Below are 18943 nucleotides of genomic sequence, written 5' to 3' on the forward strand. Positions count from 1 at the left end.
AACCTCACCGCGCGGCGCTATAAAAAGCCGCGCAGTGAGCGTGCAGGATCAGATGTCCCAGACCAGATTGACCGCGAAGTTGCGACCCGGCTGAGTCAGGCGATCAAGGTTGGCCGGGCTGAGGACCGAAGCCTCGCCGACGCCGTCGTAACCGCGCACGTCATCCCACAGCCAGTACTTCTTGTCGGTCAGGTTGTAGACCCCGGCGCTGACAGTCACGTCGTCCGTCACTTTGTAGAAACCGGTCAGGTCCAGCACGCCGAAGCCCGGCGATTTGAACTGGCTGCTGACGCCGTCCGGCGACTTGAATTTGGTGTCGTCGACGCGATCCTTCTTTTTCACCAGCGTCCAGCTGAGCAAACCACCGTAGTTGTCCTGTTCGTAACCGAGGCCGAACACACCGGTCAGCGGGTTGACGCTGTTGATCGGTTCGCCGTTGTCGTTGTTGCGACCGTAGGCGTAGGCCACCGAGCCCTGGGTGTACAGACCTTGTGGCGCGCCGAAGACGTCGAGGTTCAGACGTCCCTTGACCTCTGCGCCCTTGATCGTGGCGCGCTTGATGTTGGCGCTCTGGAAGGTCAGCTCGTTGTAACCGGGGGAGATGGCATCCTCTTCGATGAAGTCGCGGTACTTGTTGTAGAACACGGCCACATCGAAGGAGCCCGATTCAAATTGACCGCGCAGACCGGTTTCAAAACCTTTGCTGGTTTCCGGGTCGAGGTTCGGGTTGGGTTCCACGCGATAACCGGTGGTGGTGTTCTCGAAGCGTCCGTACAACGCCTTGGCGGTCGGTGTGCGGAAACCTTCGGCGTACTGGCCATACCAGGTGTACTGGTCAGTCAGGGCGTAGGTCAGGCCGAATTTCGGCGACACGCGATGCCAGGTTTTTGAGTCGTTGCTGACGGTGCCGCGGCCATCGGCCGCCACGGTGTTCAAGAACTCCTGGGTGATGTGCGGCTTGAGCTCGGTGTAGTCGTAGCGCAGCCCCGGCAGGAAGGTCCATTTGTCCCAGCTGATCTGATCCTGGGCGAACAGGCTGTAGGTGTTGACGGTCGGGTCGGGGAAGTCGCTGGATTTTTTCAGCACGTCTGCGGTGCTGACGGCGCCGAGGGTTCGGCAGGAGCCAAATACCGCGAGGCAGGTGCCGTTGCCGCTGCGCGAACCGGTGACTTTCTGCTGCTTGATCGTGGTGCCGTAGGTCAGCAGGTGCTCGGTGTCGGCAAGACTGAAAGCCTTGTCCAGTTGTGCGTCAAACACCCACTGCTTTTCTTCATAAAGGGTTTCGCGGGTGCGCAGCACTTTGCGTGAGATCGGGTAGTAGAACTCTTCGGTGCTCTGGTCGGTCTTGGCGACCTGGTGGTTCAGGCTCCACTTGACGTTGTCTGCCAGCAGACTGTCGAGGGCGAAGCTGTGTTCCAGGCCGAAACGCTCGCGGGTGACGGTGTCGTTACCGGTGCGCCACTGGTACATGCCGCCCGGCAGGACGCTGGCCGGAATCGCCGGCTGGCCTTTGTCGAACGGACCGCCGTAGGCGCTTTTCTGATCGGTGTCGCGGTCGTCCTTGTACTTTTCATACGTCAGGCCCAGGCGCGAATCTTCGTTGTAGTTCCAGCCGATCTTGGCCAATACGTTGTAGGTACGCACGTCCTCCGGGTTGGCCGCAGTGCGCGCCAGGCCGGTGCCGTTGTTGCTGCCGTAGGATTCGGTTTCATGACCGTCGCGCTGGCTGTAATGCAGCAAGCCATCGAACTGATCGGCGCGGCCGGCCACCGTCGCGGACTTCAACCAGCTCTCGTCGGCGGAGCTGTAGCCGGTTTTCAGGCGGGCGCCGACGTCTTTGCCGGGTTTGATGATGTCGTCCGGGTCGAGGGTGAAGTAACTGACCGCACCGCCGATGGCGTTGCTGCCGTACAGCACCGAGGCCGGCCCGCGGAGGATTTCGACGCGTTTGATGATCTCCGGGTCGACGTAGTTGCGCTGGGTCTTGGCGTAAGGGCCGTTGAAGAAGTCGTTGGGCACTTCGACGCCGTCGACCTGGGTCAGGATCCGGTCGCCGTCGATGCCGCGGATGTTGTAGCCGCTGATCCCGCCGCGCTGGCCGGCACCACCGACCGAAACGCCCGGTTCGTAACGCACGAGGTTCTTGATGGTGTTGACGTTGTTGCGGTCCAGCTCTTCGCGGGTGTGGACGGTGACGGTGCCCGGCACGCTTTCCACGGTTTGTTCCTGGCGGGTGGCGCTGATGGTCACCTGTTGCAGGTTGAGGGCGCCGCTGTTCGGGCGCTTTTCCAGGACGATGTTGTTGTTGCCCAGTTTGCGATAGCTCAGGTTGGTCCCCACCAACAGGCGATCCAGGGCTTTCTCCGGAGACAAGGACCCGCGCACACCCGGCGAGGCCACGCCTTGCCCAAGTTCTGCCGGCAAGCCGACCTGCCAGCCCGTCACCGCGGTAAAGGCATTGAGTGCCGAGACCAGCGACTGTTGCGGGATCGCAAACGCGTAATCGCCCATGTTGCGCGTCGGTTGTTCGGCGGCGGTGGCGGCCATCAGCGGCGCGCTACCAGCCATGAGGATGGCGGCGGTCAGCAGCGAGAGCACGCGGGACGGTGAAGAGGAGTGACGGGTAAGGCGAGAGGACATCGATAGCGCTCCGAGTCGCACGAATCTTTATAGGTGCTGATTGGCATATGAAGATGCGAATCAATTGCATTGGCTATAACGAGACGTACGAGCTTCAGCTATCGAGTAAAAATAATTCTCATTTAGTTCAGGATCACCAGCGCCGGATATTCCTGGAGCCGCGCCGAGGTGATGTGCGCCAGCGAGCGGACCACGTCCAGCGGCTGGTCGAGACGGTAATTGCCGGTCACGGCGACGTCGGCCAACTGCTCGTTGTTGTTGATGATCCAGCCTGGATAGTAGCGACGCAGCTCCGCCAGCACCTGACTCATCGGGCAGTTTTCAAACACCAGTCGGCCCTGGACCCAGGCCAGGTCAGTCGCGGCATCGAGCCTGGCCGGCCGGTCGAAACCGTTGGGGCCGATGCGGATGCTTTCGCCGGCAGACAGGCGAATCCGTGCGTCGTCGCGGGTCGCCCGCAAGTCGACATCACCACGCTGCACTTGAACCTGCGTCACGCCATCGAGGTAGCGCACCGCAAACGCCGTGTCGTGCACGCTGGCCTTCACCGGTCCGGCGTCGATTTCAAGCGGCTGGCCGCGATGGGCCGGCACTTCGAAAAACGCTTCGCCCTGATAAAGACGGGCGACGCGCTGCTGATCGTTGATGGTGCTGGAAAACGCTGAATTGGTATTGAGCAGGACTTTCGAACCGTCCTCCAGTTGCAGGCGCTGACGCTCACCGACCACCGTCAGGTGATCGGCCTGGAGACGCAGGGGCAGGTTGCTGAAACTGAACAGGCCGAGGATCAACACGGCAGCGGTGGCCAATGGTTTCCAGTGCGGGCGCAGGCGCGACAACACGGTGACTTTGGGTGGCCGTGCGGCCAGGTGCTGCGCGCATTGCACGACTTGCGGGCCGTCCCAGATGGCCCGGGCCTTGGCGAACGCTTGTGCATGCAGAGGGTCGGCGTCCAGCCATGCCTGGAACTGGCGAGACTGTTCTTCGCTCGGACTGCCCAGCACGATCAGCCAGTCCAGGGCCTGGTCCATCGCACTTGCGGGGTCCCGCGCCGGGGAGGGCGGAGGGGAGCGGTGGGTGTCCGTCACGGTGTTTCCTCGGCAGTGTCTGTGCACGGCTGTTTTTTAGTGGAGCTTGAAAGTGGGCAAGGGTAGCAAAGCCTTGCTTGCTCAGTCGCCGTTTAACCGTTCGGCGACACCGATGCAGATGGCCATGATCAGCTTCAACTCCTTTTGCACCGTGCTCAATGACACGCCGAGCTTCTCGGAAATCTCCAGATAGCTGTGCCCGTGCAAACGGCTGAGAATGAAAATCTGCTGCTGACGGGCGCTGAGTTCACTGAGGCTCACGTTCAAACGCTCCAGCAATTGTTTGGCATGGGCGGCGTCCTCGGCACTGCTGGCCGGCGCGGCAATGCTTTCCACCACGTCCATCGGCACGTCGTCGAGCATCGTCCGGGACTGAATGCGCCGCGCACGCAAATGGTCCAGCGCCAGGTTGCGGGCGGTCTGGAAAACAAAGGGTTCAAGGTGGTCGATGGCCCGTTCGCTGAGCGCACGGGTCACGCGCAGGTAGGTCTCCTGCAAGAGGTCTTCGGCGGTGCTGTGATTGTTGACCATCCGCTCCAGCGTGCGCAGCAGAGAGACGCGCTGGGCGATGAAGACGTGATTGAAGCGCGATTGACTCACGGGAGGACCTGATCCATTTTGATCAAATGATAATGCTTATCATCCGCTACGATGGTCAAGTCCTGATTTGTGAAGGTTTATGCGCGGCCCAGCAAATAGGTCGCGTAATCGGGAATGCGATGTGAATGCGCCTGATCCATCAACGGGCTGCTGAGCAGGTAGTCGGCGCTGCATTCATTGCAGGCGACGGGAATGTTCCAGACTGCCGCGACCCGCAGCAACGCCTTGATGTCCGGGTCGTGGGGCTGCGGTTCGAACGGGTCCCAGAAGAACACCAGCATGTCGACCCGCTGCTCGGCGATTTGTGCGCCGAGTTGTTGGTCGCCGCCCAAGGGGCCGCTGATCATGCTTTCCACGGGCAGGTCGAGGCGTTGTTGCAATAACAAACCCGTGGTGCCGGTGGCGACCAGTTCATGTTGCGCGAGCTTGTCTTTGTGCCGCTCGGCCCAGTCCAGCAGGAACACCTTGCAGTGGTCGTGGGCGACCAGGGCGATGCGTTTGCGCGCGGCGACGGTTTTTTGCGTGAAGCTGATACCGATCATGGGGTGTTCCGTAGGCAGGTTACCGACGATGGTTGAGTACGCCATCGCCTGTAGGAGCGAGGCTTGCCCGCGAACCGAGCGGCGCGATGTATCTGTTAGACCGCGTCATCGTTCTTCGCCGGCAAGCCTGGCTCCTACAGAGTCGGGTACGGCGCAACAGCCACAGAGTCACTCTGCGTTGCAAAGCGCCAGGCAGTTATCGAGCATGCGGTTGGAGAAGCCCCATTCGTTGTCGTACCAGGCCAGAACCTTCAGCAGCTTGCCGCTGGACTTGGTGTGGTTGGCGTCAAAGATCGACGACAGCGGGTTGTGGTTGAAGTCGCTCGAGACCAGCGGCAGGGTGTTGTAGCCCAGAATCTTCGAATGCTGACTGGCTTCCTTGAGCAGCGCATTCACTTCATCGGCCGACGCCTCGCGCTTCAGTTGCACGGTCAAGTCCACCAGCGACACGTTGATCACCGGTACACGCACGGCCATGCCGGTCAGTTTGCCCGCCAGTTCCGGCAGCACCAGGCCGACCGCTTCGGCCGCACCGGTCTTGCTCGGGATCATGTTCTGGGTGGCCGAACGGGCGCGGTACGGGTCGGTGTGGTAGACGTCGGTCAGGTTTTGATCGTTGGTGTAGGCGTGGATGGTGGTCATCAAACCACTTTCGATGCCCAGCTCGCGGTGCAGCACCTGGGCCACCGGGGCCAGGCAGTTGGTGGTGCACGACGCGTTGGAAATAATCTGGTGCGATTGGCGCAGAATGTCGTGATTCACCCCATACACCACGGTGGCGTCGGCGCCTTTGGCCGGTGCAGAGATGATCACTTTGCGCGCGCCGGCCGTAATATGCGCGGCGGCTTTGGCCCGGTCGGTGAACAAACCGGTGCATTCGAACACGACATCAATCTTTTCCGCAGCCCACGGCAGCTCGGCCGGGTTACGAATGGCGCTGACGGAAATCCGGTCGCCATTGACGGTCAGGCTTTCCTGATCATGCTGGACATCGGCGTTGAACGTGCCGTGAACAGTGTCGTACTTGAGCAGATGAGCGTTCATCGCGCTGTCGCCCAGGTCATTGATTGCAACGATCTGCAAATCCTGACGGTAGCCTTGGGTATACAGTGCGCGAAGGACGTTGCGGCCGATACGGCCAAAACCATTGATTGCGATTCGAAGAGTCATTTAACAGGGCCGCCGTCGTTTTGTTGTTGGAATTACAAGATTATTCGCATAAAAATAGAAAACAAGCCTTTTTAGTGGCAATATTTTGTTCAATCTACAACGAGTGACCTGAATCAACTGGTCCGAATGATCAAGAAAGCCGTTTGTCATCCCATCAACAACGGCTCTTGTTCAGCATAGACAATCAGGTCGCCACATCCGTTAGCCTGGAGTTCTACACATGCATCCCCGCGTCCTTGAGGTCACCGAACGGCTTATCGCCCGCAGCCGCGCAACCCGCGAGGCTTACCTTGCGCTCATTCGCGGTGCGGCCAGCGACGGTCCGATGCGCGGCAAGCTGCAATGCGCCAACTTCGCCCATGGCGTGGCCGGTTGCGGCACCGAAGACAAGAACAGCCTGCGAATGATGAACTCCGCGAACATCGCGATTGTTTCGTCATATAACGACATGCTCTCGGCGCATCAGCCGTACGAAGTCTTTCCTGAGCTGATCAAAAAAGCCCTGCGCGAAATCGGCTCCGTCGGCCAGTTCGCCGGCGGCACCCCGGCGATGTGCGATGGCGTGACCCAAGGTGAGCCGGGCATGGAACTGAGCCTGCCAAGCCGTGAAGTGATCGCGCTGTCCACCGCTGTTGCCCTTTCCCACAACATGTTCGATGGCGCGCTGATGCTCGGCATCTGCGACAAGATCGTGCCGGGCCTGATGATGGGCGCGTTGCGCTTCGGTCATCTGCCGATGATTTTCGTACCAGGCGGGCCGATGGTCTCGGGCATTTCCAACAAGCAGAAAGCCGATGTGCGTCAGCGCTATGCCGAAGGCAAAGCCTCTCGCGAAGAGCTGCTGGAATCGGAAATGAACTCCTACCACAGCCCCGGCACCTGCACCTTCTACGGCACCGCCAACACCAACCAGTTGCTGATGGAAGTCATGGGCCTGCACTTGCCGGGCGCCTCTTTCGTCAACCCGAACACGCCGTTGCGCGATGCCCTGACCCGCGAAGCGGCGCATCAGGTCACGCGCCTGACCAAGCAGAATGGCAACTTCATGCCGATCGGCGAAATCGTCGATGAGCGTTCGCTGGTCAACTCCATCGTGGCGCTGCACGCCACCGGCGGTTCGACCAACCACACTTTGCACATGCCGGCGATTGCCATGGCGGCGGGCATTCAACTGACCTGGCAGGACATGGCCGACCTCTCCGAAGTCGTGCCGACCCTGAGCCACGTCTACCCGAACGGCAAGGCCGACATCAACCACTTCCAGGCGGCGGGCGGTATGTCGTTCCTGATCCGCGAACTGCTGGAAGCCGGCTTGCTCCACGAAAACGTCAACACGGTTCTGGGTCACGGCCTGAGCCGCTACACCAAGGAACCGTTCCTCGATAACGGTGAGCTGGTATGGCGCGAAGGCGTCACCGACAGCCTCGATGAAACCATCCTGCGTCCAGTCGCTCGAGCGTTCTCGCCCGAGGGCGGTTTGCGCGTGATGGAAGGCAACCTCGGTCGTGGCGTGATGAAAGTCTCGGCAGTCGCCTTGGAAAACCAGATCGTCGAAGCACCGGCAATGGTGTTCCAGGATCAACAGGATCTGGCCGATGCGTTCAAGGCCGGTTTGCTGGAGAAGGACTTTGTCGCGGTGATGCGCTTCCAGGGCCCGCGCTCCAACGGCATGCCGGAACTGCACAAGATGACGCCGTTCCTCGGCGTGCTGCAGGATCGCGGCTTCAAAGTCGCGCTGGTCACCGACGGGCGCATGTCCGGCGCCTCGGGGAAAATCCCGGCGGCGATTCACGTCAGCCCCGAAGCTTACGTGGGCGGCGCTTTGGCGCGAGTCCAAGAGGGCGATATCATCCGCGTCGATGGCGTCAAAGGCACTCTGGAGCTTAAGGTGGACGCCGAAGAATTCGCAGCGCGCACGCCGGCCAAAGGCCTGTTGGGCAACAACATCGGCACCGGTCGCGAGCTGTTTGGTTTCATGCGCATGGCCTTCAGCTCCGCAGAGCAGGGCGCCAGCGCCTTTACTTCTGCCCTGGAGACGCTTAATTGAAACTGGCTTTGGTCGGTGACATCGGTGGGACCAACGCACGTTTCGCGTTGTGGAAAAACCAGCAGCTGGAATCGGTCCAGGTGCTGGCAACGGCAGATTTTCCCAGCCCGGAAGAGGCGATCAGCGTCTATCTGAACGGGCAGGGGCTGGCGCCGGGTTCGATTGGTTCCGTGTGCCTGTCAGTGGCCGGCCCGGTGAGCGGTGATGAATTCAAGTTCACCAACAATCACTGGCGCCTCAGTCGCAAGGCGTTCTGCCAGACCTTGCAAGTGGAGCAACTGCTGCTGGTCAACGATTTCTCGGCGATGGCGCTGGGCATGACCCGTTTGCAGCCGGGCGAATTCCGCGTGGTTTGCGAAGGCACGCCGGAACCGTTGCGCCCGGCGGTGGTGATTGGTCCGGGCACGGGGTTGGGCGTCGGTACTTTGCTCGATCTCGGCGAAGGGCGTTTTGCTGCATTGCCGGGCGAGGGTGGCCACGTCGATTTGCCGTTGAGCAGTCCGCGTGAAACTCAGTTGTGGCAGCACATCTTCAACGAGATTGGGCATGTCAGCGCGGAAACGGCGTTGAGTGGCAGCGGCTTGCCGCGCGTCTATCGGGCGATTTGCGCGGTGGACGGGCACACGCCTGTGCTCGAAACGCCGGAAGCGATCACCGCCGCCGGCCTGGCGGGTGATCCGATTGCACTGGAAGTGCTGGAACAGTTCTGTTGCTGGCTCGGTCGCGTGGCGGGCAACAACGTGCTCACCACGGGGGCGCGCGGTGGTGTGTTTATCGTCGGTGGGGTGATCCCACGGTTTGCCGATTTCTTCCTCGAAAGCGGTTTTGCGCGGTGCTTTGCCGACAAGGGCTGCATGAGCGATTACTTCAAGGGGATTCCGGTGTGGCTGGTGACGGCGCCGTATTCCGGGTTGGTGGGTGCGGGTGTAGCCCTCGACCAGGCATAAGGATCGCGTCGTTCTCTTCGCGGGCAAGTCGGACGCCGCACCGCTCGCTCCTACAGGTTGCTCCGGTGCTTCTGTAGGAGCGAGGCTTGCCCGCGAAGAGGCCGGAACAGACACATAGATTTATGATCGATCAGGCATAATCCTCCAATTCAAACAACAAGGACGCCGCCCCGTGAGCTCAGTCAACAAGTCGATTTTGTTGGTCGATGACGATCAAGAGATACGCGAGTTGCTGGACACCTACCTGACCCGCGCGGGCTTCCAGGTACGTACCACGCCCGACGGCGCCGGTTTTCGCCAGGCGTTGAACGAAGCGCCGAGCGATCTGGTGATCCTCGACGTGATGCTGCCCGACGAAGACGGTTTCAGCCTCTGCCGCTGGATCCGCCAGCACCCGCGGCAGGCGCAAGTGCCGATCATCATGCTCACCGCCAGCTCCGACGAAGCCGACCGCGTCATCGGCCTGGAACTGGGCGCCGACGACTACCTTGGCAAACCCTTCAGCCCTCGTGAATTGCAGGCGCGGATCAAAGCCTTGTTGCGTCGTGCGCAATTCGGCCAGGAACGTTCCGGCAGTGAAGTGCTGGCCTTTGATGATTGGCGGCTGGACATGGTCAGCCATCGGCTGTTCCACATCGATGGCGAAGAAGTGATTCTCTCCGGCGCCGATTTCGCCCTGCTGAAACTGTTCCTCGATCACCCCCAGGAAATCCTCGACCGCGACACCATCGGCAACGCCACCCGTGGCCGCGACCTGATGCCGCTGGACCGGATCGTCGACATGGCCGTCAGCCGTTTGCGCCAACGCCTGCGCGATACCGAAAAACCGCCACGACTGATCCGCACCGTGCGCGGCAGCGGTTATCAGTTGGCGGCCAATGTGGTTGCCAGCAATGGTCACTGAGGTGTTGCGCAAGCTAGCGGCAAAGATTCCGGTCCCGCGTTCGCTGCTCGGGCGGATGCTGCTGCTGACCTTGCTGGCGGTGTTGTTCGCGCAGACGTTGTCGAGCGTGATCTGGGTCTCGCAATTGCGTGCCACGCAGCTGGAAGGCCTGGTCACCAGCGCCCGCAGCCTTGCCCATTCGATGACCGCCAGCGTCAGTTACTTTCGCTCGTTGCCGGTGGCGTTCAGGCCGCTGGTGCTCGACCAGTTGCGCAGCATGGGCGGCACCCGTTTCGTGGTGACCCTCAACGACAAACCCTTGGGCATGGAAGTGCTGCCGATCACCCCGCGCAAAGAGGCGGTGCTCAAAGCCGTGGACGAAGTGCTGCGCCAGTCGCTCGGCCAGGACACCGATATCTCGGTGACCTTCGTCAGCCCCGAAGACCTGCGGATCTTCAACGGTGGCCTGAAACTGGATGAGCTACCGCGTTCCTGGGCGCACTACGCACTGACCCTGGAGCCGGTGAATCCGCCGGTGCTGGTCACGCAAATCCAGATGGCACCGGGCGAGTGGCTGTACATCGCCTCGCTGTTGCCCGAGCCCTACACCAGCCTCGAAGAGCAAGGCCTGCCGGCGCAGCAAGTCTGGTTCATCGTCCTCACCAGCGGCTTTTTGCTGTTGTTCATCGGCTTGCTGGTGCATTGGCAGAGCCGGCCGCTCAAGCGTTTGGCACGGGCGGCGCGGGACATGTCCCTCGGGGCGGAAGTCGAGCCGGTGGCCGAAGGCGGCGGCAGTGAAGTGGTGGAAGTGGGTCGCGCCTTCAATGCGATGCGCGAACGTATCAGCCGTTACCTGACTGAACGCAGCCAGTTGTTCAGCGCGATTTCCCATGATTTGCGCACGCCGATTACCCGCTTGCGCCTGCGGGTGGAATTGCTTGAGGACGAAAAGCTGCAAGCCAAATTCGGTCGTGATCTCGATGAATTGGAGCTTCTGGTCAAAGGCGCGCTGCAATGCGTGAAAGACACCGACATCCACGAAAACATCGAACAGGTGGACCTCAACCATGTGCTCGATTGCCTGGTGGAACCGTATCTGGCGCCTAACGGCAATGGTCGCGTGACCCAGCAAGGCCGGGCGCTGGCGGCGTATCCGGGCAAACCGCTGGCGCTCAAGCGCTGCATCGGCAACCTGATCGACAACGCCTTGAAGTACGGGCAGAACGCGCACCTGCACATCGATGACGACGAGAACGCGTTTGTCCTGCATGTCGATGACGAAGGGCCGGGTGTGCCGGAGCAGCGGCTGGAGCAGGTGTTCGAGCCGCACTTTCGTCTGGCCGGGCAGCAGCAGGGTTATGGGTTGGGATTGGGCATTGCGCGCAACATTGCCCATAGCCATGGCGGGGAAGTCAGCCTGCAAAACCTGCGTGAAGGCGGGTTGCGGGTGACGCTTCAGTTGCCTCGATCAATCGACTGACACACAACCCTGTAGGAGCCGGCTTGCTGGCGATAGCGGCGTGCCTGACACGCCGCGTTATCGTTGATCGCCAGCAAGCCGGCTCCTACAAAAGCAAACAGGCGCCAAGCCCTGAAATTGTCACAGGTTGGTGACATAACTCGCCCCCTTCGTTACAAGCCCGCCACCGCCCGTTGTTTAGACTGCCCGCAGTCATAACAACAAAAAAGGCACCCCATGGACACCTTCCAACCCGCCTTCAGCAGTTGGCTGAACGCACCGGCCCATCAGCAATGGCTCGCCGCCGAAGGCTTGCGCCTGCTGGCATTCGCCAAGGCTTCGAAGCTCCCCGAGGGCTTCGGCAATCTCGACGAAAAGGGCTGTCTGCCGGCCAACGCCCATGCCGAAACCATGAACACCGCGCGCATGACCCACAGCTTCGCCATGGCGCACATCCAGGGCCTGCCGGGTTTCGCCGAGCTGGTGGATCACGGCATCAATGCCCTTCGCGGGCCGTTGCGCGATGCCGAGCATGGTGGCTGGTTCGCCACCGCGCATCCCCTTGACGACAACACCGGCAAGGCCGCTTACCTGCACGCTTTCGTTGCCCTGGCCGCCAGTTCCGCCGTGGTGGCGCGGCGTCCCGGCGCACAGGCCTTGCTCGATGACGCGATTAACATCATCGACACGTATTTCTGGAGTGAGGAGGAGGGCGCAATGCGCGAATCCTTCAATCGCGACTGGCGTGAAGAGGAAAGTTATCGCGGCGCCAACAGCAACATGCACGCCACCGAAGCCTTCCTCGCGCTGGCCGATGTCACGCAAGACAATCGCTGGTTGTGCCGTGCGCAACGGATCGTCGAGCGCGTGATCCATGGTCACGCCGCCGCCAACGATTACCTGGTGGTCGAGCATTTCGACCGCGACTGGCAGCCGTTGCGCGACTACAACCACGACAACCCGGCCGACGGTTTCCGTCCTTACGGCACCACGCCGGGCCACGGCTTCGAATGGGCCCGGCTGTTGCTGCACCTCGAAGCTGCGCGAGTACAGGCCGGGATGCTGACGCCCGGTTGGCTCGCCACCGACGCGCAAAAACTCTTCGAGCACAACTGCCGCCACGGCTGGGATGTCGATGGGCTGCCCGGGATTGTCTACACCCTCGATTGGGATAACCGCGCGGTGGTTCGCCATCGTTTGCACTGGACCCATTGCGAAGCCAGCGCCGCCGCCAGCGCGCTGCTTAAACGCACGGGCGATGAGCAATATGAAACCTGGTACCGACTGTTCTGGGAATTTTGTGACAGTCATTTCATCGACCGCTGCGAGGGCAGTTGGTATCACGAGCTCGATCCGCAGAACCGTCCGAGCGCCGATATCTGGGCCGGCAAACCCGATCTCTATCACGCCTGGCAAGCCGTGTTGATTCCGCGCCTGCCGCTGGCACCGAGCATGGCCAGTGCCTTGGCGAGTCTGTCCCAGAGCGGTTCTATGTAACCATGCGGTGACATTCACGCGTCCCTTCGTTACCTGCGAGGGGATGACTCCTGTTTAAAATCCTATGCAGCGCAAGCACCAGACTTGCATGCATAACAACAAGAAAGGTACTACTAGATGAATGCGATTTCTCGCCTCGCTACTGTCATTTCTCTCGCGTCGCTGCTTCCCCTCAGTGCATTTCCTCTCAGTGGCCTTGCCGCCGATTCCAAAGGTTCGGTGGAAGTTGTTCACTGGTGGACGTCGGGTGGTGAAAAAGCAGCGGTCGATGTCCTCAAGGCTCAAGTCGAAAAAGACGGCTTCACCTGGAAGGACGGCGCAGTCGCCGGTGGTGGCGGTTCCACGGCCATGACCGTACTGAAAAGCCGCGCAGTCGCCGGTAACCCGCCGGGCGTTGCCCAGATCAAGGGTCCGGACATCCAGGAGTGGGGCAGCACTGGCCTGCTCAGCACCGACACCCTGAAAGACGTTTCCAAGTCCGAAGGCTGGGATAACCTGCTGATCAAGAAAGTCTCCGACACCGTCAAATACGAAGGCGACTACGTGGCCGTTCCGGTGAACATTCACCGTGTGAACTGGCTGTGGATCAACCCGGAAGTGTTCAAGAAAGCCGGGATCGACAAAGCCCCGACCACCCTCGAAGAATTCTACGCCGCCGGCGACAAGCTCAAAGCCGCCGGCTTCATCGCGCTCGCCCACGGTGGTCAGCCTTGGCAAGACAGCACCGTGTTTGAAGACGTGGTGCTCTCGGTCATGGGCGCCGATGGTTACAAAAAAGCGTTGGTAGACCTGGATCAGAAAACCCTGTCCGGGCCGGAAATGACCAAGTCGTTCACCGAGCTGAAAAAACTCACCGGCTACATGGACCCGAACCGCGCCGGTCGTGACTGGAACATTGCTGCCGCCGAGGTCATCAACGGCAAGGCCGGTATGCAGATGATGGGCGACTGGGCGAAAAGCGAATGGACTGCGGCGAAGAAAGTCGCCGGCAAGGACTACCAGTGCGTGCCGTTCCCGGGCACCGAAAAAGCCTTCACCTACAACATCGACTCGATGGCTGTATTCAAGTTGAAAGCTGATCGCAAGGGTGACATCGCCGCCCAGCAAGACCTGGCCAAGGTTGCTCTGGGGACCGACTTCCAGAAAGTCTTCAGCATCAACAAAGGCTCGATCCCGGTCCGTACCGACATGCTGAACGAGATGGACAAGCTCGGTTTCGACGCCTGCGCTCAAACCGCCGCCAAGGACTTCCTGGCGGACGAGAAGACCGGCGGCCTGCAACCAAGCATGGCGCACAACATGGCCACTTCCCTGGCCGTGCAAGGCGCGATCTTCGACGTGGTCACCAACTTCATGAACGACAAGGACGCTGACCCGGCCAAGGCCAGCGCCCAACTGGCATCGGCTGTCAAAGCCGCCCAGTAATCCCTGAGGCCGCAGGCTCGCCTGCGGCAATTTTCTGGGACCGTTCCCCTTGTAGGAGCGAGGCTTGCCCGCGAAAGCAGTCTGACATTCAACAGAGTTGTCGACAGTTACGCCGCCTTCGCGGGCAAGCCTCGCTCCTACAGATACTCACTTCTCCAATGGATTATCCCGATGAGCTCTGTGGCGGTTTTCAGCAAAGCCTCACCGTTCGATGCGCTGCAACGCTGGTTACCCAAGTTGGTACTCGCGCCAAGCATGCTCATCGTGTTGGTTGGTTTCTACGGTTACATCATTTGGACATTCATACTGTCCTTCACCAATTCCAGCTTCATGCCGAGCTACAAATGGGTCGGCCTGCAGCAATACATGCGCTTGATGGACAACGATCGCTGGTGGGTCGCGAGCAAGAACCTCGCGCTCTTCGGTGGCATGTTCATCGGCATCAGCCTGGTGTTGGGCGTGTTTCTCGCGGTGCTGCTGGACCAGCGCATTCGCAAGGAAGGCTTCATTCGCACCGTTTACCTGTACCCGATGGCGCTGTCGATGATCGTCACCGGTACCGCCTGGAAATGGCTGCTCAACCCTGGCCTGGGCCTGGACAAAATGCTGCGTGACTGGGGCTGGGAAGGCTTCCGTCTCGACTGGCTGGTGGATCAGGATCGCGTGGTGTACTGCCTGGTGATCGCTGCCGTGTGGCAAGCCTCCGGGTTTGTGATGGCGATGTTCCTGGCCGGTCTGCGCGGTGTCGATCAATCGATCATCCGTGCCGCGCAAGTCGACGGTGCGAGCCTGCCGACCATCTATTTGAAGATCGTCCTGCCGAGCCTGCGCCCGGTGTTTTTCAGCGCCTTCATGATCCTCGCGCACATCGCGATCAAGAGCTTCGACCTGGTGGCGGCGATGACGGCGGGCGGTCCCGGCTACTCGTCCGACCTGCCGGCGATGTTCATGTATTCCTTCACCTTCAGCCGTGGCCAGATGGGCATCGGTTCGGCCAGCGCCATGTTGATGCTCGGTGCCGTGCTGACCATCCTCGTGCCGTACCTGTACTCCGAGTTGCGAGGCAAACGCCATGACTAATCAACTCGGAAAACCGACGCTGAGTTTCAGCCGCATCGCGATCTACGCCACGCTTCTGCTGGCCGCTGCGGTGTACCTGATTCCGCTGATCGTGATGCTGCTGACCAGCTTCAAATCCCCGGAAGACATTCGTACCGGCAACCTGCTGAGCTGGCCGACCGTCATTGACGGCATCGGCTGGATCAAGGCCTGGGACGTGGTCGGCGGCTACTTCTGGAACTCGGTGAAAATCACCGTGCCGGCGGTTTTTATCTCGACCTTCATCGGTGCCATGAACGGCTACGTGCTGTCGATGTGGCGCTTCCGTGGCTCGCAGTTGTTCTTCGGCCTGCTGCTGTTCGGCTGCTTCCTGCCGTTCCAGACCGTGCTGCTGCCGGCTTCGTTCACCCTCGGCAAGTTCGGCCTGGCCAACACCACCACCGGTCTGGTGCTGGTGCACGTGGTCTACGGGCTGGCGTTCACCACGCTGTTCTTCCGCAACTACTACGTGAGCATTCCGGATGCGCTGGTCAAGGCTGCACGCCTGGATGGCGCAGGCTTCTTCACGATTTTCTGGAAGATCCTGCTGCCGATGTCGATCCCGATCGTGATGGTCTGCCTGATCTGGCAGTTCACCCAGATCTGGAATGACTTCCTGTTCGGCGTGGTCTTCGCCAGTGGCGATGCCCAGCCAATTACCGTGGCCCTGAACAACCTGGTCAACACCAGCACCGGGGCCAAGGAATACAACGTTGATATGGCCGCCGCGATGATCGCCGGGCTGCCGACACTGCTGGTCTACATATTCGCTGGCAAGTATTTCCTGCGTGGGCTGACGTCCGGCGCGGTCAAGGGGTAGAAACATGGCAACTCTCGAATTACGCAACGTCAACAAGACCTACGGCGCCGGTTTGCCGGACACCCTGAAAAACATCGAACTGAAGATCGATGACGGGGAATTCCTGATCCTGGTTGGCCCGTCGGGCTGCGGTAAATCCACGCTGATGAACTGCATCGCCGGCCTGGAAACCATCAGCGGCGGCGCGATCCTGGTGGATGACGCCGACATCAGCGGCATGAGCCCCAAGGATCGCGACATCGCCATGGTGTTCCAGTCCTACGCGCTGTACCCGACCATGAGCGTGCGCGACAACATCGCCTTCGGCCTGAAGATTCGCAAAATGCCCGCCGCCGAAATCGACGAAGAAGTCGCTCGCGTCTCCAAGCTGTTGCAGATCGAACACCTGCTGAGTCGCAAGCCCGGCCAGCTCTCCGGTGGTCAGCAACAGCGTGTGGCGATGGGCCGTGCCCTGGCGCGGCGGCCGAAGATTTACCTGTTCGACGAACCGCTGTCCAACCTCGACGCCAAGCTGCGCGTCGAGATGCGCACCGAAATGAAACTGATGCACCAGCGCCTGAAAACCACCACGGTCTACGTGACCCACGACCAGATCGAAGCGATGACGCTGGGCGACAAAGTGGCGGTGATGAAGGACGGGATCATTCAGCAGTTCGGCACGCCGAAAGACATCTACAACAACCCGGCCAACCTGTTCGTGGCGAGCTTCATCGGTTCGCCGCCGATGAACTTCATTCCCCTGCGTTTGCAACGCAAGGACGGTCGTCTGTTGGCGCTGCTCGACAGCGGTCAGGCGCGCTGCGAATTGCCGTTGGGCATGCAGGACGCCGGTCTGGAAGATCGCGAAGTGATCCTCGGCATGCGCCCTGAGCAGATCGTGCTGGCGGGCAGCGAGCCGAATGGTTTGCCGACCATTCGCGCCGAAGTGCAGGTCACCGAACCGACCGGTCCGGACACGCTGGTGTTCGTCAATCTCAACGACACCAAAGTCTGCTGCCGCCTGGCACCGGACGTTGCGCCGGCCGTGGGCGAGACCCTGACCCTGCAATTCGATCCATCGAAAGTGCTGCTGTTCGATGCCAAGACCGGGGAGCGCCTGGGGGTGGCCGGTCTGCCAAAAACCGAAGTTCACAGCGCCAACGTCACCCAGTTCAAAAACCGCTGAAGATCAAAAACTGTAGGAGCCAGGCTTGCCGGCGAAAGCGATTTCAGTGATGCCTTCGCCGGCAAGCCTGGCTCCTACAGGGGGGATATGCGGTGGGCGGCCTGTCGCGCATCGCAACCGATGTAACCGCGTTAGATAAAAACAGTTAATAACAATAAAACGAGGATGTAGGGATGAAGAAGAACAACAACGCTCAGCTTATCTGCCAGTTGTCGGCAATTGCGGCAATGATGCTGGCCGGTAGTGTGCACGCGGCTGACGCGTTCAGCGCCGATTCCGAATGGATGACCGGTGATTGGGGTGGTGAGCGGACCAAGCTGATCGAGCAAGGCATCGACATCAAGATGGACTACGTCGGTGAAGTGGGCAGCAACCTTCACGGCGGCTTCAACGACGACAAGACAGCGCGTTATGCCGACCAGTTTGGTTTGGGCGTGGCACTGGACCTGCAAAAATTGTGGGGCTGGGATAACACCCAGGCGAAGATCCAGCTGACCAACCGTAACGGCGAAAACATCTCCAATGACCGTGTCGGCGACCCGCGTGCCGGCACCTTGAGTTCCTCCCAGGAAGTCTACGGTCGCGGCCATATGGTCCGTCTGACCCAGTTGTGGATCAAGCACCAGTTCCTCGACGGCAAACTGGACGTCAAGGCCGGTTACTTCGGCGAAGGCGAAGACTTCAACACCTTCCCTTGCGAGTTCCAGAACCTGGCGTTCTGCGGTTCCCAGGTGGGTAACTGGGCGACCAACATCTGGTACAACTGGCCGGTCATGCAGGCTGCGGTCCGCGTGAAGTACAACATCTCGCCTGAGTTCTATGCGCAGATCGGCGCGTACAACCAGAACACGTCGCAACTGGAGCACGGTAACGGCTTCAAGCTCAGCGGCAGTGGTACCAACGGCACCGTCCTGCCGGTCGAACTGGTCTGGTTGCCTAACCCTAACAACCTGCCGGGCGAATACCGTGTCGGTTACTACAAAAGCACGGCTGATGCCAATGACGTTCGTGAAGACGACAACGGTGCTGATGCTGCCACCAGTGGCAACGCTTACCGCAGCCACGACAGCAAGTCCGGCTACTGGTTCGTGGCGCAGCAACAGCTGACCGACCACAACGGTGACAAGAGCCGTGGCCTGACCGTTTCGGCCAACGCCACGTTCCACGACAAGGACACCAACTTCGTCGACAACTACCAGTCGTTGATGTTTGTGTACAAAGGCCCGTTCGATGCCCGTCCGAAAGATGACGTCGGTATCGGTTTCGCGCGTATTCATGTCAACGATGACGTGAAGAAAAACGCCGAGCTGGTCAACGCCGCCAACAATGTCACGGACTACAACGATCCACGGTTCTCGCCACTGCGTACCACCGAGTACAACTACGAGATCAACTACGGCTTCCACGTTACCAACTGGCTGACCGTGCGTCCCAACCTGCAATACATCACTCACCCGGGCGGTGTGGATGAAGTCGACAACGCGCTGGTCGCCGGCCTGAAAATTCAGTCGGTGTTCTAACGCTGTTGCGATAAGCTCCTCTCTATGTGCGCATTTTTGCGG

15 protein-coding genes are annotated in these 18943 nt (G+C 60.4%); 10 read left to right on the forward strand and 5 right to left on the reverse strand.

Annotation, left to right across the window (positions count from 1 at the left end):
- Positions 1–48: 48 nt before the first annotated feature.
- From ACM6IO_RS26800 to gap, 5 genes are all read right to left on the reverse strand, one after another.
- Complete coding sequence (locus ACM6IO_RS26800) at positions 49–2640, reverse strand: TonB-dependent receptor (protein WP_414912546.1); 2592 nt, start codon at positions 2638–2640, stop codon at positions 49–51.
- Positions 2641–2762: 122 nt separating this feature from the next.
- Positions 2763–3728: a FecR family protein gene (locus tag ACM6IO_RS26805; protein WP_414912547.1), complete on the reverse strand. Its 966-nt coding sequence runs from the start codon at positions 3726–3728 to the stop codon at positions 2763–2765.
- Positions 3729–3809: 81 nt separating this feature from the next.
- Positions 3810–4328, reverse strand: a complete 519-nt coding sequence (locus ACM6IO_RS26810; RefSeq protein WP_008038635.1) for an RNA polymerase sigma factor — start codon at positions 4326–4328, stop codon at positions 3810–3812.
- Between the two features lie 77 nt (positions 4329–4405).
- Positions 4406–4870, reverse strand: a complete 465-nt coding sequence (locus tag ACM6IO_RS26815; RefSeq protein WP_008038633.1) for a methylglyoxal synthase — start codon at positions 4868–4870, stop codon at positions 4406–4408.
- Between the two features lie 168 nt (positions 4871–5038).
- Complete coding sequence (gene gap / locus ACM6IO_RS26820; protein ID WP_414912548.1) at positions 5039–6040, reverse strand: type I glyceraldehyde-3-phosphate dehydrogenase; 1002 nt, start codon at positions 6038–6040, stop codon at positions 5039–5041.
- 220 nt (positions 6041–6260) lie between these two features.
- On the opposite strand from gap, the gene edd reads away from it, so the two are divergent.
- From edd to ACM6IO_RS26870, 10 genes are all read left to right on the forward strand, one after another.
- Positions 6261–8087 (forward strand): phosphogluconate dehydratase, encoded by a 1827-nt coding sequence (gene edd, locus ACM6IO_RS26825; protein ID WP_008038612.1) that lies wholly within the window; start codon positions 6261–6263, stop codon positions 8085–8087.
- Positions 8084–9034, forward strand: a complete 951-nt coding sequence (locus ACM6IO_RS26830) for a glucokinase (protein WP_008031013.1) — start codon at positions 8084–8086, stop codon at positions 9032–9034. The genes edd and ACM6IO_RS26830 overlap by 4 nt, the downstream gene beginning before the upstream one ends.
- Positions 9035–9206: 172 nt before the next feature.
- Entirely contained in the window at positions 9207–9938 is a 732-nt protein-coding gene (locus tag ACM6IO_RS26835; RefSeq protein ID WP_007903365.1) for a response regulator, read from the forward strand.
- Complete coding sequence (locus ACM6IO_RS26840) at positions 9928–11397, forward strand: ATP-binding protein (RefSeq protein WP_008031017.1); 1470 nt, start codon at positions 9928–9930, stop codon at positions 11395–11397. The genes ACM6IO_RS26835 and ACM6IO_RS26840 overlap by 11 nt, the downstream gene beginning before the upstream one ends.
- 216 nt (positions 11398–11613) lie before the next feature.
- Entirely contained in the window at positions 11614–12873 is a 1260-nt protein-coding gene (locus tag ACM6IO_RS26845) for an AGE family epimerase/isomerase (RefSeq protein WP_414912549.1), read from the forward strand.
- 117 nt (positions 12874–12990) lie between these two features.
- The gene (locus ACM6IO_RS26850; RefSeq protein ID WP_008032967.1) at positions 12991–14298 is read left to right on the forward strand and encodes an ABC transporter substrate-binding protein; all 1308 of its coding nucleotides are present in this window, start codon (positions 12991–12993) and stop codon (positions 14296–14298) included.
- Positions 14299–14469: 171 nt separating this feature from the next.
- Positions 14470–15378 (forward strand): carbohydrate ABC transporter permease, encoded by a 909-nt coding sequence (locus tag ACM6IO_RS26855; protein ID WP_008032969.1) that lies wholly within the window; start codon positions 14470–14472, stop codon positions 15376–15378.
- On the forward strand, positions 15371–16216 hold the full coding sequence (locus tag ACM6IO_RS26860; protein ID WP_008032971.1) for a carbohydrate ABC transporter permease: 846 nt from the start codon (positions 15371–15373) through the stop codon (positions 16214–16216). The genes ACM6IO_RS26855 and ACM6IO_RS26860 overlap by 8 nt, the downstream gene beginning before the upstream one ends.
- Before the next feature lie 4 nt (positions 16217–16220).
- The gene (locus ACM6IO_RS26865; RefSeq protein WP_008038607.1) at positions 16221–17381 is read left to right on the forward strand and encodes an ABC transporter ATP-binding protein; all 1161 of its coding nucleotides are present in this window, start codon (positions 16221–16223) and stop codon (positions 17379–17381) included.
- Positions 17382–17554: 173 nt separating this feature from the next.
- Positions 17555–18901, forward strand: a complete 1347-nt coding sequence (locus ACM6IO_RS26870; protein WP_192229117.1) for a carbohydrate porin — start codon at positions 17555–17557, stop codon at positions 18899–18901.
- The last annotated feature ends 42 nt before the right edge of the window (positions 18902–18943 follow it).

Source organism: Pseudomonas sp. IT-P44 (assembly GCF_949768225.1).
In the GTDB taxonomy this organism is placed as follows: domain Bacteria; phylum Pseudomonadota; class Gammaproteobacteria; order Pseudomonadales; family Pseudomonadaceae; genus Aquipseudomonas; species Aquipseudomonas migulae.